Origin of the sequence: Pseudarthrobacter sp. NPDC058329, from assembly GCF_042879835.1 — a bacterium.
Taxonomy (GTDB): Bacteria; Actinomycetota; Actinomycetes; order Actinomycetales; family Micrococcaceae; genus Arthrobacter.
On record NZ_JBHVZR010000020.1, the window covers coordinates 16459 to 38921 of the forward strand.

General features: G+C 65.6%; 23 protein-coding genes. 10 read left to right on the forward strand and 13 right to left on the reverse strand.

What is annotated here, in order from left to right; translation table 11 throughout:
* Nucleotides 1-23: 23 nt before the first annotated feature.
* Nucleotides 24-773, forward strand: a complete 750-nt coding sequence (locus tag ACFVYC_RS19585; RefSeq protein WP_387553399.1) for a 3-hydroxybutyrate dehydrogenase — start codon at nucleotides 24-26, stop codon at nucleotides 771-773.
* Between the two features lie 47 nt (nucleotides 774-820).
* Here the strand turns inward: ACFVYC_RS19585 and ACFVYC_RS19590 are convergent, their stop codons facing one another.
* Both ACFVYC_RS19590 and ACFVYC_RS19595 read right to left on the reverse strand, forming a co-directional pair.
* The gene (locus ACFVYC_RS19590; RefSeq protein ID WP_387553401.1) at nucleotides 821-1084 is read right to left on the reverse strand and encodes a hypothetical protein; all 264 of its coding nucleotides are present in this window, start codon (nucleotides 1082-1084) and stop codon (nucleotides 821-823) included.
* A gap of 241 nt (nucleotides 1085-1325) precedes the next feature.
* The gene (locus ACFVYC_RS19595) at nucleotides 1326-1718 is read right to left on the reverse strand and encodes a winged helix-turn-helix transcriptional regulator (protein ID WP_387553402.1); all 393 of its coding nucleotides are present in this window, start codon (nucleotides 1716-1718) and stop codon (nucleotides 1326-1328) included.
* 97 nt (nucleotides 1719-1815) lie between these two features.
* Here ACFVYC_RS19595 and ACFVYC_RS19600 point away from each other — a divergent pair, with 97 nt between their 5' ends.
* Nucleotides 1816-2679 (forward strand): SDR family oxidoreductase, encoded by an 864-nt coding sequence (locus ACFVYC_RS19600; protein WP_387553404.1) that lies wholly within the window; start codon nucleotides 1816-1818, stop codon nucleotides 2677-2679.
* A 264-nt stretch (nucleotides 2680-2943) separates the two neighbouring features.
* Here the strand turns inward: ACFVYC_RS19600 and ACFVYC_RS19605 are convergent, their stop codons facing one another.
* Nucleotides 2944-4479, reverse strand: a complete 1536-nt coding sequence (locus ACFVYC_RS19605) for an amino acid permease (RefSeq protein WP_387553406.1) — start codon at nucleotides 4477-4479, stop codon at nucleotides 2944-2946.
* A gap of 259 nt (nucleotides 4480-4738) precedes the next feature.
* On the opposite strand from ACFVYC_RS19605, the gene ACFVYC_RS19610 reads away from it, so the two are divergent.
* On the forward strand, nucleotides 4739-6214 hold the full coding sequence (locus tag ACFVYC_RS19610; RefSeq protein WP_387553408.1) for an ALF repeat-containing protein: 1476 nt from the start codon (nucleotides 4739-4741) through the stop codon (nucleotides 6212-6214).
* A 139-nt stretch (nucleotides 6215-6353) separates the two neighbouring features.
* Here the strand turns inward: ACFVYC_RS19610 and ACFVYC_RS19615 are convergent, their stop codons facing one another.
* Together ACFVYC_RS19615 and ACFVYC_RS19620 are read right to left on the reverse strand one after the other, a co-directional pair.
* Nucleotides 6354-6566 carry a hypothetical protein gene (locus ACFVYC_RS19615; protein WP_387553410.1) on the reverse strand — a complete coding sequence of 71 codons (213 nt, stop codon included), beginning with the start codon at nucleotides 6564-6566 and terminating at the stop codon, nucleotides 6354-6356.
* Entirely contained in the window at nucleotides 6563-7135 is a 573-nt protein-coding gene (locus ACFVYC_RS19620; protein ID WP_387553412.1) for a DinB family protein, read from the reverse strand. Before ACFVYC_RS19620 ends, ACFVYC_RS19615 begins: the two co-directional genes overlap by 4 nt.
* 293 nt (nucleotides 7136-7428) lie before the next feature.
* Between ACFVYC_RS19620 and ACFVYC_RS19625 the strand changes: the two genes are divergently transcribed.
* The 4 genes from ACFVYC_RS19625 to ACFVYC_RS19640 all read left to right on the forward strand — a co-directional run bounded on the left by ACFVYC_RS19625 (nucleotide 7429) and on the right by ACFVYC_RS19640 (nucleotide 12250).
* Nucleotides 7429-8259 carry an IclR family transcriptional regulator gene (locus ACFVYC_RS19625; protein WP_387553519.1) on the forward strand — a complete coding sequence of 277 codons (831 nt, stop codon included), beginning with the start codon at nucleotides 7429-7431 and terminating at the stop codon, nucleotides 8257-8259.
* 199 nt (nucleotides 8260-8458) lie between these two features.
* Nucleotides 8459-10156: a urocanate hydratase gene (locus ACFVYC_RS19630; RefSeq protein WP_387553414.1), complete on the forward strand. Its 1698-nt coding sequence runs from the start codon at nucleotides 8459-8461 to the stop codon at nucleotides 10154-10156.
* Between the two features lie 102 nt (nucleotides 10157-10258).
* The gene (gene hutH, locus ACFVYC_RS19635) at nucleotides 10259-11851 is read left to right on the forward strand and encodes a histidine ammonia-lyase (RefSeq protein WP_387553416.1); all 1593 of its coding nucleotides are present in this window, start codon (nucleotides 10259-10261) and stop codon (nucleotides 11849-11851) included.
* Nucleotides 11852-12013: 162 nt separating this feature from the next.
* Nucleotides 12014-12250 carry a hypothetical protein gene (locus ACFVYC_RS19640; protein WP_387553418.1) on the forward strand — a complete coding sequence of 79 codons (237 nt, stop codon included), beginning with the start codon at nucleotides 12014-12016 and terminating at the stop codon, nucleotides 12248-12250.
* A 94-nt stretch (nucleotides 12251-12344) separates the two neighbouring features.
* On the opposite strand, the gene ACFVYC_RS19645 is transcribed toward ACFVYC_RS19640, so the two are convergent.
* A complete protein-coding gene (locus ACFVYC_RS19645) occupies nucleotides 12345-12605 on the reverse strand; it encodes a hypothetical protein (RefSeq protein WP_387553420.1) in 261 nt (86 codons plus the stop codon).
* 224 nt (nucleotides 12606-12829) lie between these two features.
* On the opposite strand from ACFVYC_RS19645, the gene ACFVYC_RS19650 reads away from it, so the two are divergent.
* Nucleotides 12830-13693: a fumarylacetoacetate hydrolase family protein gene (locus ACFVYC_RS19650; RefSeq protein WP_387553422.1), complete on the forward strand. Its 864-nt coding sequence runs from the start codon at nucleotides 12830-12832 to the stop codon at nucleotides 13691-13693.
* Here ACFVYC_RS19650 and ACFVYC_RS19655 read toward each other — a convergent pair.
* The 4 genes from ACFVYC_RS19655 to ACFVYC_RS19670 all read right to left on the reverse strand — a co-directional run bounded on the left by ACFVYC_RS19655 (nucleotide 13690) and on the right by ACFVYC_RS19670 (nucleotide 17259).
* Entirely contained in the window at nucleotides 13690-14082 is a 393-nt protein-coding gene (locus ACFVYC_RS19655; RefSeq protein ID WP_387553424.1) for a universal stress protein, read from the reverse strand. The two genes, ACFVYC_RS19650 and ACFVYC_RS19655, sit on opposite strands and share 4 nt — an antisense overlap.
* Nucleotides 14083-14144: 62 nt before the next feature.
* On the reverse strand, nucleotides 14145-15740 hold the full coding sequence (locus ACFVYC_RS19660; RefSeq protein WP_387553426.1) for a tripartite tricarboxylate transporter permease: 1596 nt from the start codon (nucleotides 15738-15740) through the stop codon (nucleotides 14145-14147).
* Nucleotides 15740-16252, reverse strand: a complete 513-nt coding sequence (locus ACFVYC_RS19665) for a tripartite tricarboxylate transporter TctB family protein (RefSeq protein ID WP_387553428.1) — start codon at nucleotides 16250-16252, stop codon at nucleotides 15740-15742. Before ACFVYC_RS19665 ends, ACFVYC_RS19660 begins: the two co-directional genes overlap by 1 nt.
* Entirely contained in the window at nucleotides 16249-17259 is a 1011-nt protein-coding gene (locus ACFVYC_RS19670) for a Bug family tripartite tricarboxylate transporter substrate binding protein (RefSeq protein WP_387553430.1), read from the reverse strand. Before ACFVYC_RS19670 ends, ACFVYC_RS19665 begins: the two co-directional genes overlap by 4 nt.
* Before the next feature lie 268 nt (nucleotides 17260-17527).
* Between ACFVYC_RS19670 and ACFVYC_RS19675 the strand changes: the two genes are divergently transcribed.
* Both ACFVYC_RS19675 and ACFVYC_RS19680 read left to right on the forward strand, forming a co-directional pair.
* Complete coding sequence (locus tag ACFVYC_RS19675) at nucleotides 17528-19123, forward strand: ATP-binding protein (RefSeq protein WP_387553521.1); 1596 nt, start codon at nucleotides 17528-17530, stop codon at nucleotides 19121-19123.
* On the forward strand, nucleotides 19120-19788 hold the full coding sequence (locus ACFVYC_RS19680; protein ID WP_387553431.1) for a response regulator: 669 nt from the start codon (nucleotides 19120-19122) through the stop codon (nucleotides 19786-19788). Before ACFVYC_RS19675 ends, ACFVYC_RS19680 begins: the two co-directional genes overlap by 4 nt.
* Nucleotides 19789-19803: 15 nt before the next feature.
* Here ACFVYC_RS19680 and ACFVYC_RS19685 read toward each other — a convergent pair whose 3' ends face one another.
* The 3 genes from ACFVYC_RS19685 to hutG form a co-directional block, all read right to left on the reverse strand.
* The gene (locus tag ACFVYC_RS19685; RefSeq protein WP_387553433.1) at nucleotides 19804-20814 is read right to left on the reverse strand and encodes a cation diffusion facilitator family transporter; all 1011 of its coding nucleotides are present in this window, start codon (nucleotides 20812-20814) and stop codon (nucleotides 19804-19806) included.
* Nucleotides 20811-21296 carry a transporter substrate-binding domain-containing protein gene (locus tag ACFVYC_RS19690; protein WP_387553435.1) on the reverse strand — a complete coding sequence of 162 codons (486 nt, stop codon included), beginning with the start codon at nucleotides 21294-21296 and terminating at the stop codon, nucleotides 20811-20813. The genes ACFVYC_RS19685 and ACFVYC_RS19690 overlap by 4 nt, the downstream gene beginning before the upstream one ends.
* 149 nt (nucleotides 21297-21445) lie before the next feature.
* Nucleotides 21446-22396 carry a formimidoylglutamase gene (gene hutG / locus ACFVYC_RS19695; protein ID WP_387553436.1) on the reverse strand — a complete coding sequence of 317 codons (951 nt, stop codon included), beginning with the start codon at nucleotides 22394-22396 and terminating at the stop codon, nucleotides 21446-21448.
* Between the last annotated feature and the right edge of the window lie 67 nt (nucleotides 22397-22463).

Below are 22463 nucleotides of genomic sequence, written 5' to 3' on the forward strand. Positions count from 1 at the left end.
CCGTGGACACCGAGGAGCTTGCGATGGAAAACACTTTGAACGGACGTAAGGCCCTGGTCACCGGGGGTGCCAGCGGAATCGGCGCAGCCTGCGTCCGTGAACTGGCCGCACGGGGAGCGAAAGTGGTGGTGGCCGACGTCGACTCCGCCGGTGCTGCCTCCCTAGCCGACGAGGTGGGCGGCACCGCCTGGAACATTGACCTGCTGGACGTGGACTCGCTCGCCACCTTGACCCTGGACTGCGACATCCTGGTGAACAACGCCGGGATCCAGCGCATCAGCCCCATCGAGGAGTTCGATCCCGTGGAGTTCCGCAGGATTATCGCCCTGATGCTGGAGGCGCCGTTCCTGCTGATCCGGGCCGCCCTGCCGCACATGTACACCAACGGGTTCGGCCGCATCATCAACGTGTCCTCGGTTCACGGAATCCGGGCCTCGCCGTTCAAGAGTGCCTACGTCTCCGCCAAGCACGGGCTGGAAGGGCTCAGCAAGGTCACAGCGCTCGAAGGCGGGGATCACGGCGTCACGTCCAACTGCATCAACCCGGGGTACGTGCGCACGCCCCTGGTGGAGAAGCAACTCGCGGACCAGGCGCAGGTGCACGGCATCCCGGAGTCCGAGGTGCTGGCCAAGGTGATGCTCACCGAGTCAGCGATCAAGCGGCTCGTTGAGCCGGAGGAAGTCGCATCACTGGTCGCGTGGCTGGCCTCAGACCACGCAGGCATGGTGACCGGCGCCAGCTACACCATGGACGGCGGCTGGTCCGCCCGTTAGTCAGGCCTGCCTGTAGCTCTCAGCCGCTGGGCCGGCCGCATCTGCGGCTAGTCCAGCCTTTTGAGCTGCCGGTGGTCGTAGAAGAAGACTCCCTGAGCGGTATCCACGCCCGCGGACGTCCCCTGGAGGAATACCACCACACCCTCCCGCCGGCCCCTGAAGGGATCGTCGCCCACTACCGCATCCCCGATCCGGTAGGGGGACTGCGGGCTGAAAACACTTAGTGCCCGTCGCCACGCCCGCGCCACGAGCGAGGTCAGGCTGACGGGCCGTCCCATGGCGGACAGGTCAGGGACAATGGCTTTGACCATGCTTACCAACTCCTTGCGTGCGGCGTGTCAGCCGCTGCCTGGCGGTGCAGGTTTAACCGGAACGCTCCCAGCGTGAGGGCGGCCCTCCAATTCCGGCTGGCACCTGACGCCTAAGCTATTCGCTATTCACACCAGTCACACCAGTAACAGGTACTCATATTTTCAAAGCGCCGGTACTGGCCCGCTCCGAGTACCTGTGGAGGCGGTCCATCTGCCCTTATTGGTCCGCTCCGCCTGACGTTCAGCGCTGGCCGTTGATGATGTCGTCCGCGTTCTCGAAGGCCCAAGCCACCAGGGGCACCAGAAGTGCGCTCAATTCGTACCCGCGCTCCGTGAGGCTGTAGTCCACCCGGGGCGGAATGACGGGCTGGGCTGTCCGCGTGACAAGGCCGTCCCGCTCAAGGGTCTTGAGGGTCTGGGCCAGCATCTTCTCGCTGACGCCCTCGGCCCGCCGTCGCAGGTCGCTCCATCGCTGCTCGCCTTCGGACAGGGCCAGCAGGATCAGTACACCCCATTTACTGGTGATGTGGTCCAGGACGGTGCGGCTGGGGCACCCGGCCGGGAAAACGCCGTCGGCAAGGGTGGCAGGAAGGGGGGCTGCATGGGGCGTCCGGGCATGGGTACTAACTTTCATGTAAGTACCTTACTTGAAAGTGCGTACTCTCTACTGGGAAGTTATCAGGAACCTGTCTGGTTGTGCCCCGTGACAGACGCAGAACGGAAGGTAAATCATGACCATTGTTATCACCGGAGCAACCGGCCAGCTGGGCCGCCACGTCCTTGAGGCCCTGCTGGAGCGCAAGGTTCCCGCGCAGGACATCGTGGCTGCCGGCCGCTCCATCGAAAAGATCGCAGACCTGGCGGACCGCGGTGTCCGGGTCAGGAGCATGGACTACGGGAATGCAGCGTCTGTAGCTGCGGCCTTGCAGGGCGCATCAAAGGTGCTGCTCATCTCCGGCAGTGAAGTCGGCCAGCGGGTGGAGCAGCACCGTACGGTCATCGAGGCGGCGAAGGCGGCGGGTGTGGAGCTGGTCGCGTACACCAGCATCGCCAACGCGGATACCACCGGGATGAAGCTGGCCGCCGAGCACCAGGCCACAGAGGCCATTCTGCAGGAATCCGGTGTTCCTTTCGTCCTGCTGCGCAACGGTTGGTACCTGGAAAACTACACCGACCAGCTGCCCGGCACCCTCGCGCAGGGTGCCATCGCAGGCAGCGCCGGGGAAGGGCGGGTCAGCGCAGCGTCCCGCGTGGACTACGCCCATGCGGCGGCCGCAGTGCTGGTTGCCGACGGGCAGGCCGGCAGGATCTATGAGCTGGGCGGGGATGAACCGTTCACCATGGCTGAGCTTGCCGCGGAGATCAGTGCCGCGGCCGGCAGGAACATCTCCTACCAGGACCTTCCTGCCCGGGAGTACGCCGGCATGCTGGCCGGCTTTGGCGTGCCGGAGGCGTTCGCGGACATCCTCGCCGACTCGGACCTGGGGATCGCCCGCGGAGACCTCCTGGTGGGTTCCGGCGATCTGCGCAAGCTGATCGGACGCCCGGCCACTTCGCTGGCGGACGCGGTCCGCTCGGCTGCCGCCGCTGCGTAGCTGTCTGCTGCAGGGGAGCCCTGCTGGGGGGACCGGTGCTTCCGGGGTGCAGTTGTTCCCGCCGGGGCAGCCGCTTCCGGGCAGCCGCGCCTGCCGGCCCTGAAAGCGTCCCTCAGTCCTGGTTGCCCTGCCTTACGGCCGGGCAACCAGGACTTGGTGCCGGTCAAGGCCAGCGTGCCGCCCAAACCGGCGCGGAGCCCACGGGTTGTGGAACCGTGCCTGATCCCAACTCCGAAAGGCGGGTTGGCCCCCTGATCGTGGTCTTTAGTGGCTGTTGCCCACGGCGGTGCCCAAACTTTCGGTGTCCAAGCTTTCGGTGTCCCGGGCTGCGGTGACCACCGGAAGCGGCGGGGTTTCGTCCACAAGGTCGGCCCGGCGTCGTCCGTCACCCTTGACCCACAGCCGGTAGGCGAGGACCAGCAGCGCCAGCCAGGCGCCGCCCACGTAAAGCGCGATCCTGGTGTCTTCGAAGGCGCCGAGGACGGCGATCACCAGTGCCATAAAAGCTATGGTGAGCAGCGAAGCGGCGGGCCACAGCGGCGACGGGAATTCCGACGCCGGCAGGCCGGTACGCGCGATTTCGCGCTTCATCGCCACGTGGGAAGCAAGGATCATCACCCACACCCAGACGGTTGCGAACGTGGCGATCGAGGCAATGAGGACAAAGACGTTTTCGGGAATGATGGCGTTCAGGACTACACCAACCAGGAGGATTCCGGCCATCATCACCACGGTCATCCAGGGGACGCCGTGCCGGGATACCTTGCCGAAGGCCGCGGGTGCGTGGCCTTGCCTCGAGAGGCCGAAGAGGATGCGGCCCGCACCGAAGATGTCGCTGTTGATGGCGGAGAGTGCTGCCGTGATGACCACCGCGTTCAGGATATGGGGTGCGGCAGGAATGCCCAGTCCGCTGAAAATCTGAACGAAGGGGCTGCCGTTGCTGCCGATTTCATCCCACGGGAAGAGGCTCATGAGCACTCCCAGCGTCAGGACGTAGAACAGCAGGACACGTACCGGGACGGTGTTCACTGCCTTGGGGATGACCCTTTTCGGGTTCGCTGCCTCGCCGGCCGTGATGCCGAGCGTCTCGATCCCGCCGAAGGCGAACATCACCACCGCAAAGGACGCGAGCAGCCCCTCAAAGCCGAAGGGGAAGAAGCCGCCGTGCTCCACAAGGTTGCCCAGGCCAGGCGCCACGGTTGAGCCGCCGGCCTGGAAGCCGAACATAATGATCGCTGCGCCGCCGGCGATCATGGCGATGATGGCCACCACTTTGATCAGCGAGAACCAAAATTCCAACTCGCCGAAGACCTTGACGCTGAGCAGGTTCAGCGCAGCGAGGAAAAAGATGATGGCCAGGATCCACACCCAGCGCTCCACCTGCGGGAACCAGAAGCCCATGTAGATACTGAAGGCGGTAACGTCGGCGATAGCCACGATCGCCATTTCGAAGACGTACGTCCAGCCGGTGACGAAGCCTGCCAGGGGACCGAGGTAGCGGCTCGCGTACTGGCCGAACGAGCCGGAGACCGGGTGCCTCACGGCCATTTCGCCCAGGGCCCGCATCACCATAAACACTGCCGCGCCACCGATGATGTATGCCAGCAGGACTGCCGGGCCGGCCTTCTGGATGGCGGAGGCGGAACCATAGAAAAGGCCGGTGCCGATCGCGGAGCCGAGCGCCATGAACCGGATGTGACGCACATTCAACCCCCGGTTAAGGACGCTTCCGACGGCGGCCGTTGCGGTTTGTTTCCCGGCAGGACTGTGGTGCCTGGCAGGGCATGGTGCTGGTTGCATACAAATACCTTCTCGTCTTTGGGAGGGGAGCCGCTAACCAGCAGACCACTTTCGGCAGCGACGTGATGAGCCTCACGGGCCGTTGGTGTCTTTGATTCCAGACCGTCTAATTTCGGCCCATCGCGCAGCCGGGAAAGGCCGGGCAAACCGTCGGGTAAGCTTCTCGCAGTTAACTCCGGACACGGCACGGTGGCGTTCCCGTAATTCCACCCCGGCCGCTGTTTCCGTTCAGTTGCTTCCACGTCTCTTGGGGGAAATCTTGATTAGTGCACTGCCGCGCGCCCTGCGCAGCCTCGCTACTGCTGCCACGACGGTGATCTTCGTCGCCACCCTGGCCACGGCCGGACTGGCATTTTCGCCCGTCCCGGCGTACGCGGACCAGGCGCTCGATGACCGCATTCGCTGCTATCAGCTGATTGATACCGGCTCTTCGGCAGTGAGGCTCGCCGCGCAGTTGGCGCTGGACTCGGATTCGCCTGCAGTGATCCGGGAATTTCTCCGCTACGGACAGTACGTCGCCGCCGGCCACGATGCCGAGGCAGCGGAGATCGAAGGGCTGGTTGAGAAGGCCAGATCGGCAAGAGTGACGTCCGGCGCTCAGAAGGCTGTTGCTTTTGAGGCCCTGGCGCAGGCCGGCGATCCCGGCGATTCGACTGCCACCGGGCGTGCGCGTGTTGCCGCCGAGGCTGCGCGGGAAGCGGCGAACGCCGCTGCCGGGGCAGCTGAAGCTGCGTGGAAAACCGAGAAGGACGCCCGTTCGGCCGATGCAATGCGCCTGATGGCCGAGCGGGAGTTCGGCCTGGCGCAGGCCCCGATCGCCAAGCAGTTGGAAGACGCCCGGCTGGCGGCAGAAGCCCGGGAACGCCTGGACAATCCTGCCCCGGCGCCGGACGCACACCAGATCGCGGCCGACAGAGAGCGGGCGTACCAGTACTTTGCCACCGGAACACCGCACGTGAGGTCGTCTGCGGAAAAGGTGCTCGCGGCCAACGACCCCCTGGTCGTGCGGGAGTTCCTTGAGGCCGGTGTGTTCAGGACTCAGGCGCTGGACAACAGGATCGCGGCCTACCAACTGCTGGAGACCGCCGGACCTGAGGTCCGGATCGGCGCTGAGGTTGCCCTTGAAGGTTCCATGGACGCGCTCGGCGTCTTCATCGCTTCCGGCCAGTTCCGCCTCGGAGAGCGCGACCGGGGGACTGCGGCGCACGTTGCGGCTATCCAGGCACGGATTTCTGCTGCCGCTGCATTCGCCGCTGCGGCAGGGACAGATGCAGATGCCGCATCTCACGCCGCTGCGGCGGCGGAGGCGATGGCTGCCGGGGCCGCGGATGCCGCTGCTCAGCCGGCCACAGGCGGATCGTCCTCAACCGTAGAGGCCAACACGACGGATGCACCGCGGGATGCTGCGGTGGCCTTCGTGCCCCCTGCTTCGGCTGGTGGTTACGTGCAGCCTGGGGCAGCCGCAGCAGCCGTGTTGCCACCGGTGGCGCTGGCCAACGTCAGCGGCAGCGCCGTGCCGGAGCCAGCCAGGGCCACTGAGGCGTCTGCCGGGCAGTTCCCGGGCGGCGTATCTTCCCACGGGCAGTCCGCCGTCGAACCGGCGACCGCTGACCGAGCTTCTGAGGGCCAGCCGGGTGGTCTTGACGGCTGGACCATCCTGCTCAGCCTCGGTGTGGCTGCCGTTGGTGCCGGAGCCGTCTTTGGGGTACTGCGAATCCGGAACAGCATCCGCTAGGCCGCGCAATTCGGCGTCTCAGCGGTACCCGGAAGCGTTAGCCGGCGACTGGCCGCCTGACACCTTGAAAGCCAGGCTATCCGCAGGATATCCGGGGACCCCATCCTCTTCAGTCAGGGCACCAGATCACCGAGGCACCTCAGGGCTTGAAGGTGAGCCCGCGCTCCGCGGCGGCAGTTTCGAGGATCCTCACGGCCTTCGGTCCGATGCCGTGCATGGCCAGCAGCTTCCTTCGGCCCAGTGAAGCTGCCTCAGCCAGCGAAGTGATCCCCGCTTGGAGCAGGGCACTGTTTGCGGGCCGGCCAATCGGGGGCAGATCCCCGACCTGTGCAGGAACGTCCCGGGTGTTCATACCTGCCTCGCCGCAGCTTCGATGACGGCCCGGTGGGCGGCCCATTCATCAGGACTGCGCGCGGTGAGGTTGGGATCCCCCGGGCGTTGTCCGGCCATGCCGTCGATGAGTTCGCGCAGGATGTCGGCGTGGCCCAGATGCTGGGCGCGTTCGGCGAGCATATGGACAAGGACCTGGTGCAGGGTGACGTGGCGCCGTTCCTCCGGCCACCATGGAACGCTGCCGACGGCGTCAGAGGGCAGCGCCTCGATGGTTGCGTCGCTGTGGGCTGCGGCGAACTGGTGCAGTTCGATGATGTCTTGACGAGACTCATCAGCGGTCACCCACATATCAGCGTCGGGGCTTGCGTCATCGTCCAGCCACGGCAGGTGCCGCCCGCTGGGGCGATCGAACACCTCGCCAAAGTAGCCGAGCTCCATGCTTGCCACATGCTTGACCAGGCCCAGCAGGTTCGTACCGGTGGGCGTCAGGGGCCGGCGGATGTCATATTCATTCAGCCCATCCAGCTTGCCCAGCAGGTTTTGCCGGCGGACACGGAGATAGTGATGCAGCGTCTCTTTTCCGTCCATAGCCGGGACTCTACCCAACACGCTGGTGAGAAGATATCCGCCTCCGGCCCGTGCTGCACGGCTGCTTCACCCACCAAATTGAAGTGCGCAGCGCAGTTGACATCCACGCTGTCGCCGCGCTCGGCTGGTTTGAGGAGTCAGCCGCTTGGGGCCGGACACAACGGTGAGCCCCATCTGGTATTCCAGACACTAAAGAGTTCTGAGCAGGCGTGGAGCAGCCAGTGAGGACGCAAGCTTGAGTACGGGATCCCGGATAGCCCTGGGGTGTGCCGCTGGAAACCAAGGAGGAACGGGTGTTAGCTACGGAAGCGAGGCCGCAGGCCGGCGAACCAGGAAACTCCGCAAAGGTGACGTCGAAGGTGCCCGCCGCCGAGAACACACTGCGCATCCTCAAACTGCTCGCCTCGCGGCGTGGGCCGATGGCGGCGTCGCAAATTGCCTCTTCCCTCGGACTGCCCCGGTCCAGTGTCTACCACCTGCTGGGCGTGATGGAGGCCAACGGTTTTGTGCTCCATCTCCATGAGGAGCAGCGGTATGGGCTTGGTATCAGTGCCTTCGAACTTAGCTCCGCGTACTCGCGGCAGGAACCGTTGTCCCGGCTGGGCCGGCCATTGCTCGCCTCCCTGGTGGATGCGCTGGGGGAGAGCGCGCACCTGGCGGTGCTGCATGGGCGGGATGTGCTCTACATCGTGGAGGAACGGGCTAAGAACCGTCCCTCCCTGGTGACAGACGTGGGCGTCCGGCTCCCCAGCCACCTCACCGCCAGCGGGCGGGCCATCCTCGCGGCGCTGCCAAAGTCGCAGGTGCGGGCGCTGTACCCGAACGCCGCCGCCTTCACCGCCCGGCACGAGGTGGAAGGCGCCATCATGAAGTACTCGGCGCTGTCCTCACACCTCGACCAGGTGAGGCAGCGCGGCTACGCCACCGAGCACGGGGAAGTCACCCCGGGCTTCGGCTCCATCGCAGCCGCCGTCACTGATCACACGGGATGGCCGACGGCGGCAGTCGCCGTCACATTCCTCGAGGACAAAGTGCCCGCCCAGGAATGGCCCGTGCTGGCTGGCCGCGTCCAAAAGGCGGCCGACGACCTGTCGGTCCGGCTGCACGGCCGCCCGGGTAAGTAGCCCGGCCGCTTTTGACCTATCAGTTTTGGTACCCATCCTGGCCTTTTACGGACCAAAACTGATAGGGCATCGGGAGGGCGGAATGCGTCTGGAATACCGGACAGCACCCCATTGAAACCCCTGTGAAGCCCGTCCTCCAGAGGCTTTAGTTGATACAGAACTTCTTTTCAAACATAGGCACACGATGAAAGGAGCCACCATGGCACCCGCCAATTTCACCACCGGTGCCCGCCCGGTCAAAGCAGCCCGCGGCACCGAGCTCACAGCAAAGTCCTGGCAGACGGAAGCCCCGCTGCGCATGCTCATGAACAACCTGGACCCCGAGGTGGCTGAACGCCCTGATGATCTGGTGGTCTACGGCGGCACCGGCCGCGCCGTCCGCTCCTGGGCAGCCTTCGACGCCATCACCCGCACCCTGGAAACCATGGAAAAGGACGAAACCCTCCTGGTCCAGTCGGGAAAGCCGGTGGGAGTATTTCGTACCAATGAGTGGGCGCCGCGCGTCCTGCTGGCCAACTCCAACCTCGTGGGCGACTGGGCCAACTGGCCCGAATTCCGCCGGCTAGAGGCAGAAGGCCTGATGATGTACGGCCAGATGACCGCCGGGTCCTGGATCTACATCGGCACGCAGGGCATCCTGCAGGGCACGTTCGAGACCTTCGCCGCGATCGCCCGGAAGCTCACCGGGGACGAAAACGGCACCCTCGCCGGCACCCTCACCCTCACCGGCGGCTGCGGCGGCATGGGCGGCGCCCAGCCGCTCGCCGTCACATTGAACGACGGCGCCTGCCTGATCGTCGACGTCGACGAGACCCGCCTGCGCCGTCGCGCCGGCAAGCGCTACCTCGACGAAGTGGAAACGGACCTCGACGCCGCCATTGCCAAGGTGCTGAAGGCCAAGGAAGAGCGCCGCGGCTGGTCCGTAGGCTACGTGGGCAACGCCGCCGAGGTGTTTCCCGAAATCCTGCGCAGGCACAAAGCCGGCGAACTGGCGGTGGACATCGTCACCGACCAAACCTCCGCCCATGATCCGCTGAGCTACCTCCCCGAAGGCATTTCCGTGGGGGAATGGCAGGAAGAAGCCGCCGCCGACCCGGAGGGTTTCACCAAAAAAGCCCAGGCCTCCATGGCGCGGCATGTCCAGGCGATGGTGGAGTTCCAGGACGCCGGCGCCGAGGTGTTCGATTACGGCAACTCCATCCGCGACGAAGCCCGGAAGGGCGGCTACACCCGGGCGTTCGAATTCCCCGGCTTCGTGCCGGCCTACATCCGCCCGCTGTTCTGCGAGGGCATGGGCCCGTTCCGCTGGGTGGCCCTCTCCGGTGACCCCGAGGACATCGCCGTCACTGACAAGGCCATCAAGGAGCTCTTCCCGGACAACAAGCACCTGCACCGCTGGATCGACGCCGCCGGTGAACGCGTGGAGTTCGAAGGCCTGCCGGCCCGGATCTGCTGGCTTGGGTACGGCGAACGCCACAAAGCCGGGCTGCTGTTCAACCAGCTCGTGAAGGACGGCAAGGTCAAGGCCCCCATCGTGATCGGCCGCGATCATCTGGACTCCGGATCCGTGGCGTCCCCGTACCGCGAAACCGAAGCCATGGCAGACGGCTCTGACGCCATCGCCGACTGGCCCTTGCTGAACGCCCTCCTCAACACCGCCTCGGGAGCCACCTGGGTATCCCTGCACCACGGCGGCGGAGTGGGCATCGGCCGTTCCATCCACGCCGGCCAGGTATCGGTCGCCGACGGCACGGAGCTGGCCGCGCAGAAGCTCGAACGCCTCCTGACCAACGACCCCGGCATGGGCGTCATCCGCCACGCCGACGCCGGCTACGGCCGCGCCCTCGACGTCGCCACAGAACGCGGTGTCCGCATCCCCATGCAGGAAAACCGCTAACCACATCCCACTGACCCAACTAGGTCGCAGTAGATGTCGTTTTGAGCGTTCGTAACGACACCTACTGCCACCTAGTTGGGAGCAACCACCGAAGTAGGAATTATGACTGCCATTACCCACGAACCGCTGACCGTCACCCTCGGGTCCGGCGGCGTGACGCCCGAGGATGTGGTCGCCGTCGCGCGCCACCATGCCAAGGTGACCATTTCCCCGGAAGCGCTCGAGTCGGTAGCGAAGGTCCGTGCGCACATCGACGACCTCGCCGCCAGCGACGTCCCGGCGTACGGAATCTCCACCGGCTTCGGCGCCCTGGCTAACCGCCACATCCCCAAGGAGCTGCGCACCCAGCTCCAGAAAAGCCTGATCCGCAGCCACGCCGCCGGGATGGGCCCGGCGGTGGAACGCGAGGTGGTGCGCGGAATCATGTTCCTGCGCGCCAAGACCCTGGCCTCCGGCCGCACCGGCGTCCGCCCGGTGGTCCTGCAGACCATGGTGGACGTGCTCAACGCCGGCATCACCCCCGTGGTCCGTGAGTTCGGATCCCTGGGCTGCTCCGGCGACCTCGCCCCGCTGTCCCACTGTGCGCTGGTCCTGATGGGTGAGGGAGAAGCGGAAGGGCCCGACGGCGAACTCTATGGCACAACCGGCCGCCCCGCCGTCGCGGAACTCCTTGCAGCGCACGGCATCGAGCCGGTCACGCTCGCCGAGAAGGAAGGCCTGGCACTGGTCAACGGCACGGAGGGCATGCTGGGCATGCTTCTGATGGCCATTGCGGACCTTCGCCAGTTGCTGACGACGGCGGACATCACCGCCGCGATGAGCGTCGAGGCCCTGCTGGGCACCGACCAGGTGTTCCTGCCCGAGCTTCACGCCGCGCTCCGCCCGCACCCGGGGCAGGCGGCGAGCGCCGACAACATGCTGCGCGTGCTCTCCGATTCCCCGATCGTGGCATCGCACAGGGTGGGGGATTCGCGGGTGCAGGACGCCTACTCGCTCCGCTGCGCCCCACAGGTGGCAGGCGCCGTCCGTGACACGCTGGACCACGCAGCTTTGGTGGCTTCGCGCGAACTGGCGGCCGCGATCGACAACCCGGTGATCCTGCCCGACGGCCGGGTCAGCTCCAACGGCAACTTTCACGGTGCCCCGGTGGCGTACGTCCTGGACTTCCTGGCCATCGCCGTCGCGGACCTGAGCTCCATCGCCGAGCGGCGTACTGACCGGATGCTGGACCCGGCCCGTTCCCACGGCTTGCCTGCCTTCCTCGCCGCCGACCCGGGGGTGGACTCCGGGCTCATGATTGCCCAGTACACCCAGGCGGGGCTTGTCTCGGACAACAAGCGGCTGGCTGTTCCGGCATCGGTAGACTCCATCCCGAGTTCGGCCATGCAGGAAGACCACGTCTCCATGGGCTGGCACGCCGCCCGCAAGCTGCGGAAGGCAGCGGACAACCTCCGGCGGGTCCTGGCCATCGAGCTGGTGACATCGGCCCGCGCCCTGGATATCCGCACGCAGCTGTCCGGTGGGGTGCTGACGCCGGGACCGGCAGGTGCCGCCGTCGTCCTTGCCCTCCGCGGGGTGGTGGACGGGCCGGGCACGGACCGCTTCCTCTCTCCGGAACTGGAAGCGGCGGACCAGCTCGTCAGGGCAGGGGAGGTGCGCCGGGCGGCCGAATCTGCTGTGGGTGCGCTCGCCTGAGCGCGAAGAATCTTCACTTCTACCCGACAAAGCGTCCGCCTGGTGAAATTTACGGCGACACGGTCATCAGGCAGGCGGTGAGTGTAGTAGAACTGAAGGTGTAGTGAAAGTCACATCAAAGAGGCTGTGGCGCAGAACGTATACAAAGGGGTAGTAGTTCACATGAAAGCACGCGGGGCAGTCCTATCGAGGCGCAACGCCCATTCCGCCGCGGTTTCCGACTGGAGGACTCTTCAGGCCGGGGAACGCGTCGAGATCATCAAGCAGGCGCACGTGGTAGCCGCCGGGGAGGTGGAAGAAGTGTCCCAGAGCGGCAACGTTCTGTGGCTTGTGCCGGCTGGTCCGTCCGAGAAGGAGCTCTTTTTGAAGTCCGACGGCGTGCAGGTACGCCGCGGCTGACAGCCTTGGCCACCGCCAAACAGAAGTCCCCGCCACTGCTTGACGCAGGGCGGGGACTTCTGTTTGTGCGCGGAGAGGCATCCGTCGCAAACTGTCAGGCGGCGATGGCCTCATAGGTTTCACCAAAAGGCACTGATTCATCCAGCGCTACCGTGTAGCGTCCCGGGCGGAGCCGGGTTACCAGGATGCCGCACGAGGCGTCCTTGGCAGCTACCTCGATCAGCTCAGCGACTGCCTCTTCCAGGCCGGCGTGCATTTCGCCTGAAGTGGAAAACTCCAGGTCGATGGTGCGGCTCAGCGGCTCGTCCGTGGAGACGGAAGGGGCCGGAACGCGTTCCAGAGTGGCTGTAAACATTTACTGAACTTTCTGTGTTTTTGTCCCCCAGGGCCTCCCCAGTCTACCGTCTGCGCCGTCTAATGTCAGATGACTGCCCTATTCCGGCGGCGCAACAGGGATTGCAACGCCGTAAACCGCAAGAACAGGTGCAGTCATAATCGGTCCAGTGGCATATTCATCCCGGCCTCGGCCACCATGGGGGTAAGCCATCGTGACGGACGTCGGAGAGAAGGAAATCCAGTATGAAGATCATGCGCCTCGGGGACATTGGCAAGGAACAGCCCGCCGTTCTGGCGCCATCCGCGGACGGATCCGAAAAGTACTTTAGCCTGCTGCCCCTCACCGGGGACATCGACGGCGCCTTCCTCGCCGGCGGAGGGTTGGCGAAGGTGCGGGAAGCGCTGGCCGGTGGCACCTTGCCCGTCCTTGAGGGGGCAGGCAACCTTCGGGCCGGCGCCCCTGTGTCCCGTCCCGGAGCAGTAGTGGGAATCGGCATGAATTACGCGGCCCACGCGGCGGAGTCCGGCGCTGCGCCGCCCGAAATTCCCGTGGTGTTCCTCAAACCGACCAATACCGTCACGGGACCGTACGACGCCGCCCCGGTTCCGCCGCACTCCAGCAAATACGACTGGGAGGTGGAGTTGGGCATCGTGATCGGCAGGGAAGCCAGCTACCTGCAGTCCTTGGAAGAGGCCCGGGACTGCATCGCCGGCTACGTCACCGCCAACGACTACTCCGAGCGGGAGTACCAGATTCCGGGAGCGGCCGGGCAATGGACCAAGGGCAAGTCCCTGCCCGGATCCACGCCCTTGGGGCCCTGGCTTGTTCCCGCGGACGCGGCGGACGGCGGCAGCCTGCCCCTGCGCAGCTGGGTTAACGGTGAACCGCGGCAGGACTCCAGTACGTCCCGGCTGATTTTTGATGCCCCAACCCTGGTCCACCACTGCAGCCAGTACATGCGGCTGGAGCCCGGTGATGTGATCATCACCGGGACTCCAGAAGGTGTTGCCCTCAGCGGCCGCTTCCCCTATCTCAAGCCGGGGGACGTCGTTGAGGTGGAGGTAGAGGGGCTGGGACGCCAGCGCCAGGAACTCTTCCGCGCTTAGCCTGCCTTCACCGCCAGGACCGGGCAGTCCGCCTCCAGCAGGATCCGCTGGGACACGCTGCCCATGATGAGCTTGCCCACCGGCGTGCGGCGGCGCAGCCCGATCACGATCAGTTCGGCATTGTGCTCCTCCGCCGCGTCCAGTACCTCTGCGGCGGCATCGTGGCCACGGACCGGCTGCTTGATGATGTGCTGGATGCCCTGGGTGGCCAACCGGTCTTCAATGCTTTGGATTTCAGGCTCCTGGGCGTAGCGGTTGTCCACCAGCGCGTCGCCCTTGGACGAGTTGATGACCAGCAGGGTGGTGTTGCTCTTCCGGGCTTCGGTGATGGCCTGGGTCAGGGCTGCTTCGCCCTCGGGGGTTGGGACGTATCCCACCACGATGGTCATGGTGTCTCCTTGATTCTGCTGATTGTTGTTCAATATTGCCGCGAGGATGAGCGGGACCGCTTCTAGCCGTCGCCGTCCGCCGGTCCGTCCGCGCGATGGCTGCCATGGCTGATGCTGCCGCCGACTTCGCGGGGCGAAGTTGCACCGGAACCAGTGGCGGGCACAACAGCAGCTGCCCGGTTCCGCCGGACCAGCTTGTAAAGCAGCGGCCACAGCAGGATGAGTCCCACAATGATGTAGATAACGACGGCGATCGGCTCGCTGAAGAGCCCGGCCGGATCGCCGGCGCTGAGCTGCAGCGTCTGCCGAAGCTGCTTTTCAATTCGTGGGCCGAGAATCACGCCGAGGATCAGCGGCAGCACCGGCAGTCCGAAACGCCGCATCATGAAGCCCAGTGCGCCGAGCGCCAGTAGGAGCACCAGGTCAAACGCCTGCAGGTTCACCGAGTAGGCGCCCAGGGTGGCGAAGAACAGGATGCCGGCGTACAGGTACGGGCGCGGGATTTGCAGGAGTTTCGCCCACATCGGTGCCAGCGGCAGGTTGATCAGCAGGAGCAGCAGGTTGCCGATGAAGAGGCTGGCGATGAGGGCCCATACCAGCGGTCCCTCGCTTTCGAACAGCTGCGGACCGGGCTGGATGCCGTACTGCGTGAACGCCGCCAGCATCACCGCGGCCGTGGCGTTGGTGGGCAGGCCGAGGGCCAGCATGGGGGTCAGTGTGCCCGCGGCTGCAGCGTTGTTGGCTGCTTCGGGACCTGCCACACCCTCGATGGCGCCTTTGCCGAACTCCTCGGGGTGCTTGCTGAGGCGCTTTTCCGTGACGTAGGAGAGGAACGTGGGAATCTCGGCGCCGCCGGCGGGCAGTGCACCGAACGGGAAACCGTAGGCGGTGCCGCGGAGCCAGGGCTTCCAGGACCGCTTCCAGTCCTGCTTTCCCATCCACGGGCGTCCCACGGGAATGACCTGCAGCGGGTTGCGGCGGAGATGAGCGGCAACCCAGAGTGCCTCGCCCACGGCGAAGATGGCCACTGCCACCACCACGATGTCCAGGCCGTCCGCCAGGAGCGGCACGCCGAAGGTGAGCCGGGCCTGGCCGGTGACCACATCAAGGCCCACCAGGCCGATGGCGAGGCCGAGGCCCAGTGACGCGAAGCCCCGAAGCCGCGAGGAGCCCAGGACGGCCGTGACCGCCAGCAGGGCCAGGACCATGATGGCGAAGTAGCTGGGAGCGCCCAGGCTAACGGCAAAGTCCACCACGATCGGCGCGCAGACTGCCAGGAGAGCGGTGCCGATGGTACCGGCCACGAACGAGCCGATGGCCGCCGTCGCCAGTGCCTGTGCTGCCCTGCCGGCTTTCGCCATCTTGTTGCCTTCGATGGCCGTCACCACGGACGACGATTCGCCCGGCGTATTAAGCAGGATGGAGGTGGTGGAGCCGCCGTACATGCCGCCGTAGTAGATGCCGGCGAACATAATGAATGCGCTGGTGGGTTCCAGGGCGTAGGTGACCGGGAGCAACAGTGCCACGGTCATGGCCGGGCCGAGGCCCGGAAGGACGCCGACGGCGGTGCCCAGGATGACGCCGATGACGGCGTACATGAAGTTCATGGGGGTCAGGGCGGTGGCAAAGCCGTCCATCAGGGAGGAAAAGACATCCATCAGAGAATCCCTTCCAGGAGACCGGCCGGCAGGTTAATGCCAAGGCCCAGGTAGAAGCCATAAAAGGTCAGGAGGGACAAAGCCACGGAGATGAGGCCGTCACGGATGTAGTTCCGGCCGCCCAGCGCCCAAACGCTGCCCCAGAACAGGACGGTTCCCGAAATCACCCAGCCTGCCCAGTCGATCAGCAGGATGTTGGCGATGAAGGCTCCCACCAGCGGGAGGACGGTCTTCCAGTCGGCAGGGTGGGTGAGGTCCACGTCCTCGCCGCCTTCGGCTTCACCCTGGCCGCCGCGGAGTACGTTGACGGCCAGGAAGACAGCGCAGACCAGCAGCAGGCCGCCCACGATGAACGGCAGTGTCTTTGGCCCTACGGGATCAGACTGGGAGTAGGGGGTAACGATGCGGGCCGCGTCCGCAATGACCAGGGCCCCGGCCGCCCCGAGCAGGAGGACAACCCCCAGCTCGGAGCGGCCTTTGAGCCGTGAGGCCAGTGTTGGTGAGGAGCTCACGCCAGGCCAAGCTTCGTGAGGACGTCCGCCACCCGCTTGTCCTGCTCGGCAAGGAAGCTTTCGAACTCAGTTCCGGTGATGAAGGCGTCGGACCAGCTGTTGGTCTTCAGGGCTTCCTTCCAGGCGGCTGTGCCGTGCATCTTTTCGAGGGCAGCGATCAGCGTGGCCTTGTCGGCGTCGGTGATGCCCGGAGGGGCCACGATGCCGCGCCAGTTGGTGAACACCAGGTCGATGTTTGATTCCTTGAGCGTGGGAGCATCCACGCCTTCCAGCCGCTTCTCGCCGCTGGTGGCCAGAACGCGGACCGCTCCGGATTCGATCTGTTGGAGGTACTCACCGGCACCGGAGGCCGCGAAGCCCACCTTGTTGCCGAGGATGGCCGGGAGGAGGTCTCCGCCGCCGTCGTAGGACACAAAGTTCACCTTGGTGGCATCGATGCCGACGGCGCCGGCGAGCTGCATGGGCAACAGGTGGTCCGGGCCGCCGGGGGAGGAGCCGCCGCCAACACTGATGGAACCGGGGTCGGCCTTCCAGGCGGTGACCAGGTCATCGATGGTCTTGTAGGGCGAATCCTTGCTGACCATGATGGCGCCGGGCTCTTCGATCAGTTTGGCCAGCGGAGTGGTTGCCGTCAGCTTGGACTCTGACTTGTTCGTGTAGCTCGCTCCCACCACGCCCAGGCCCATGAGCATGGTGAGGTCGCCGTTGCCCTTTTCGTTGACGATACGGGCGAGGCCTACGGTGCCACCGGCGCCGGCCAGGTTGAAGACCTCGGGGTTCGTGGCGATTTTCTCGTCTTCGAGGACTTTGGCCGCCACGCGGGCGGTGGTGTCGTAGCCGCCACCTGCAGTATTGGGAACCATGATCTGGAGATTGGTCAACGGACCCGCAGCGGCGCCCGTGGTGGTGGAATCGGTGGAGCTTTTTCCGGTGGCACCGCAGCCGGTGGCCATCAGGGCGATGCCGGCGGCGACGGCGGCAACTCGCAATGCGCGGATCTGGCGCATGGTGTTCCTCTTCTCAGTAATACAAATCTCAACAGGATGGCCAGCAAACGTGGCCTGTGCTTCGATGCTAGGCCCGCCCGTGACGTCCATCACTCTTGTGTACGCAGAGAAAGTTAAGTTCATTGCGTTCACGTTTCCGGCGTCCCACCCGGTCGCCGGGCAGCGGCAGCTGCGGCGTCCCGGTGGGATATAGTTCCCGTTACCGCCGCAGGTTCAAGTGCCGGCATCAGAAACAAAAGGAACCCCCGCAGTGTCTCGACGAAGAGGAATGTCCCTCGCCGGGCAGTACCTTGTGCTGCAGCTGCTGATTGTCCTGGCCGTCCTGGTGGCAGTAGTTGCTATCTCCCTTGCCCAGTCCGCCGCGGCGTTTGAACGGATCGAGGGCCGACGGGCACTGTCCGCCGCCGAAGCCCTGGGCAACAACCCTGCAGTGCGGGCCCTGCTGCCGGATGCCCAGCCGCGCGGTGGCGCAGCCCTTCCCGCAGTGGCCGAATCAGTCCGTACCGTCTCCGGATCATCCCAGGTGGCACTCGCAAAAATCGACCGGACGGTGGTTGCAGCCAACGATCCGGGCTTGGTGGGGAACCCGCTGGAGCTTGGAGCCAGCAAGGTGATGGAAGGCCGCGCCTGGACCGGCGTCGTGGGAGGAAGCGGTGCCCCCGTACTGTCCGCCCACGTGCCGGTGCTGGATGACACCGGAAAAATGATCGGCATCGCAGCCATCAGCCGCAGCTACCCCTCCACCCTTGAGCGGCTGGGCGACGCCGTTCCCAACCTGTTGACCTATCTCGGCGTCGCGAGTGTCCTGGGTGTTGCCGGGTCCCTGCTGCTCTCCCGGCGCGTCAAGCGGCAGACCCTGGGCATGGAGCCCAGCGAGATTACCGGGCTGGTGGAAAACCGGGAAGCGATGCTGCACGGCCTCAAGGAAGGCGTGGTGGCGCTGGATCCCCACGAGCGCATCACCGTGGCCAACAACAGCGCCCGGGAGCTGCTCGGGCTGCCGCCGGACTGCGTGGGCAGGAAGCTCGGATCCCTGCCCGTGGACCCGGCGCTCAAAGAGGTCCTGACCCGCGAGCAGCAGGACCCGGACCAGCTGGTGCTCGTGGGGGAGCGTCTGGTGGTGGCGAACCGCGTCCCCATCCGCTCGCGCGGCCGCGACATCGGCTCGGTCACCACGCTCAGGGACCGGACCGAGCTGTCCTCACTGGAGCGTGAGCTCGGCGCCACCAGGACTGCCACGGACACCCTGCGCGCCCAGGCCCATGAGTTCGCAAACCAGTTGCACGTCATCTCGGGCCTGATCCAGATCGGCGAATACGATTCCGTGGTGCAGTTCGTCAACGGCGCCACGGTGGACCGAACCAGGCTGAATGATGAAGTGACCAGCCGCATCCACGATCCCGCGCTCGCCGCCCTGCTGATTGCCAAGTCCAGCCTCGCCACTGAACGCGGTGTGGCACTGAAGCTGGATCCCGAGTCTGCCCTGGCCCGGGTCAGCGACGAGTTGTCCCGGGACCTCACCACCGTAGTGGGGAACCTCGTGGACAACGCGTTCGACGCCGTCACGGGACTTCCGGAAGCCGCTGTCCGGGTATTGGTGGAGGATGGCGCGGACCAGGTGACCGTTACAGTCCGGGATACCGGTGCGGGCGTCCCGGCCGGGGCTGTCGAGGACATCTTCCGGCAGGGGTTCTCCACCAAGGAAGCGGCACCGGCCGATGGCCGCGGCTTCGGACTGGCTCTCTCCCGGGTGGTCTGCCGGCGCTCCGGCGGTGACCTCACCGTGGCCAACCACAACGGGGCCGTCTTCACCGCACGATTCACCCGGGGTGCAACCCAGCTCAAAAGAGGTAAAACACAGTGATCAAGGTACTGATTGTCGACGACGACTTTATGGTGGCCAAGGTCCACGCCGGGTTTATCCAGCGCACGCCCGGGTTCGAGGTGGTGGGGGTGGCGCATACCGGCACCCAAGCCGTGTTGGAAACGGGCCGGTTGAGCCCTGACCTGGTGCTGCTGGACATCCACCTTCCGGACATCAACGGGCTGGACCTTATGCACAGGCTGCGGGACGTCGCCCCGGAGCTGGACGTGCTGGTGATCAGTGCTGCCCGCGAGGTGGAAACGGTGCGCCGGGCCCTGCGCGGCGGGATCGTGCACTACCTGATCAAGCCGTTTTCGCAGTCCGACCTGCAGGAACGCCTGGAACACTACCGGAGCGCGTACCAGGGCCTGGACTTAGCCAAAGACGTGGCCGAGCAATCCGACGTGAACCGGGTGTTTGGCCTGGACAGGACAGAGCGGCCGCTACCGAAGGGCTGCAGTATCGAAACCCTCAAGCTTGTGGAAGCGGCGCTCCAAACGGCCAAAGGCGATCTGTCAGCGGCGGAGGTTGCGGAACAGCTGGGAACATCCAGGGTCAGCGCCCGCCGGTACCTTGAATACCTGCACGACGAAGGAACACTGGAGGTCCGGCTTAAGTACGGGGTGGGTCGTCCGGAGCGGCGTTACGTCCTCAAGGGCCCGTAAACCGCGGCCGGCGGCTCAACGTTCGCCGCCCGGCGTCGGGCCGGGAAGGAATTCCGAGGGCAGCTCCGCCACCGGGATGATCACCATGTCCTGGACCTTCCAGTCCATGGCCACGCAGGCGCCACGCGCTGCATCGAGCTGTTCAAGGGAAGGCGTGGTCTTGCCCGCCGGGACCACGAAGGACTCCACGTGGAAGACATGGCCCTCGTCGCGGATCCGCGACTTGGCGCCCTCCGTCCAGTCGAGGCTGCGGAGGTAGTCATCCAGTTGCCTGCTCAGCGGGTGGGGCTTCGCGTCGTCGTACGTCATGGCGCGTTTATCCATCAGCGCGGAAACCGCGGCGCGGGTGTTTTTGAAGCCGTCATGCAAAATGCTGGCCGAGATGATCAGGGCGGCAGCATAGTCGGCCCACCAGAGCCCGATGCCGATTCCCGCTACCCCGGCCACGGCTGCTATGGCCGTCATCCAGTCGGCTTTGTTCATGTCCGCGTCCGCGTAGAGAACCTTGTCGTGCAGCTTTTCTGCGAGCTTCATCTTGATCCGGCCCAGGATAACCGGCGGCGCCGCAGTCAGGATCATCACGGCCATCATCAGCCACCCCAGCCAGATGGTGGTGCCGAACAACTCGATGCCGCCAATGGTCGGATGTTCCGCCTGGAGCAGGCCCAGCCCGGATTCCACCAGGATGTAGCCGCCCATCACGGTCAGCGCGACCGCAGCCACGAGGTGTGCCACTCCGGTGGACCGGTGATAGCCGTAGGGATGCTGCTCTGAAGGAGGTTTGCGAATGGCATGCGCCGCCACCAGGAAGGAGATGGGCGGCAGGAAGGACAGCAGGTCCTCGATCCAGGCGGCCTTCATGGCCTGCGAGTTTCCGAGCACCAGGAAGACCATGGTGGCGGTGACCACCAGGAAACCTATGGTGGTCCATTCGATCCTGATGGCCTTGCGCAGCGCCTCCTGCTGTTCGGACGGCAGTTCGGTGTTCCCGAACCGGACGGCGTCACGGCCCTTGAGGTGTGTCATTTCCGCTCCTTTGCCGCCATCAGGAACTTATCGAGCTCCAGCAGGAAGGCGTTTTCACCCAGTGGCACCAGCATGACGTGTTTGTGGAGGCTCCCACGCTCGTCGCGCGATTCAGCGTAAGGGCGGGTAATTCCGGCGTGCGTCACCCACGGGGTCTTGTTATCCAGCCCGCCGATCACCAGGTCCAGTTCGCCGTGCTTGATCTCTTCGGCCAGAACCTGCTCGGTTCCGGCCACCCACTCGATGTCCGATCCCAGCTGCGCTGCGAAGTCCCTTACCAGGTCCGCCTCCGTACCCTGGACGTCGCTGCTGCGAACCTCCCCGCCGGCGTCCGCGGAAATGCGAACCCAGTCCCCGTTCATGCTCGCACCTACACGGAGGGTTCCGCCCTGTGCCTTCTCCAGTGTTCCCTGAGGATCGGCGGGAAAGCTGCCCGCGCAGCCAGTGACCAGCAACAGGGCGGCAAACAGCAGTCCTGCCATCCATCCTCTGCGCCGCATTCCGCTGTCTCCTTCCGTAAAGCTCAATAATAGACAGGCTGCTTACTTTTTGGCGTATGGCGCAGTTGCGGTAGGGCTGACCGCGTAAGGACCAGCTACAGGGGGCCAGTTAAGATGGGCCAGCAGAAGGATCAGCGCAGCAGCGTATCGATCAGGCGGGCGGCAACTTTAGCCGTCCTGCCGTCGATATCAAACTCCGGGTTCAGCTCTGCGACGTCAAGGTGGAGCAGCTTTCCGGACCGGGCCACCTGGCGGCACACGGCACTGATGACCGCAAGCGGCACACCGTACGCGGCAGGTGCACTGACGCCGGGGGCCACCGCTGCCGGCAACACGTCAAGGTCGATGGTCAGGTACAAGACATCAAGGTCCGCCAGGAACGCCGCCACGAAGTCCTGGACGCGCTCGGCGCCGCAGTCTTCGTCCAGCAGGTACCGGACGCCCAGCTTCTCCGCGGTGTCGAACAGGGCGCGTGTGTTGTTGGGTTCGGAAATTCCGACGACGGCGTACCGGAAGTCGCGGTCCGCGGCGGCTTCCGCCCGGGCCATCTGGAGGAACGGCGTGCCGGAACCCGGCTCGGGCTCGTCACGGAGGTCGAAGTGGGCGTCGAGGTTCAGGACACCGAGCCGCCGGCCCCCCTGGACAGCAGCGGATTCGGCCACGCCCAGGTAGCTGGCGTAAGCAGTCTCGTGGCCGCCGCCCAGCACGACGGGGAGGTGCCCGCCGTCGAGCAGTGCGGTCACTGCTTCGCCGATGCGTTCCTGGCCGGCCTCGAGACCGGTCCCGGAGACCACCACGTCCCCTGCATCGGCAACCGGGCGGTTAAGGTGGAACGCCAGCGGCCCCAGGGCGGCACGGACTGCGGCCGGAGCGGCGGCCGCTCCTGTCCGGCCCTTGTTCCGCCGCACGCCCTCGTCGCTGCAGAAACCGAGCAGGACAGCGTGTGGTGCGGCGGCTGGTTCGGTGCCGGCGTCGTACGGCGTTACCGCTTGCCACCACCGGCGGTGCTCCGCGCCGTCGCCGTCGAACCTGCCGGTCCAGGGTTTCGGCGGGACGTCGATGGCGGGGTGTGCGGCAAACATGTTCCAAGCTCACCGCATGCCCGGGGCGAAAACCAGCAGCGCCGCCGTCGTGATGTCTGGAATCCAA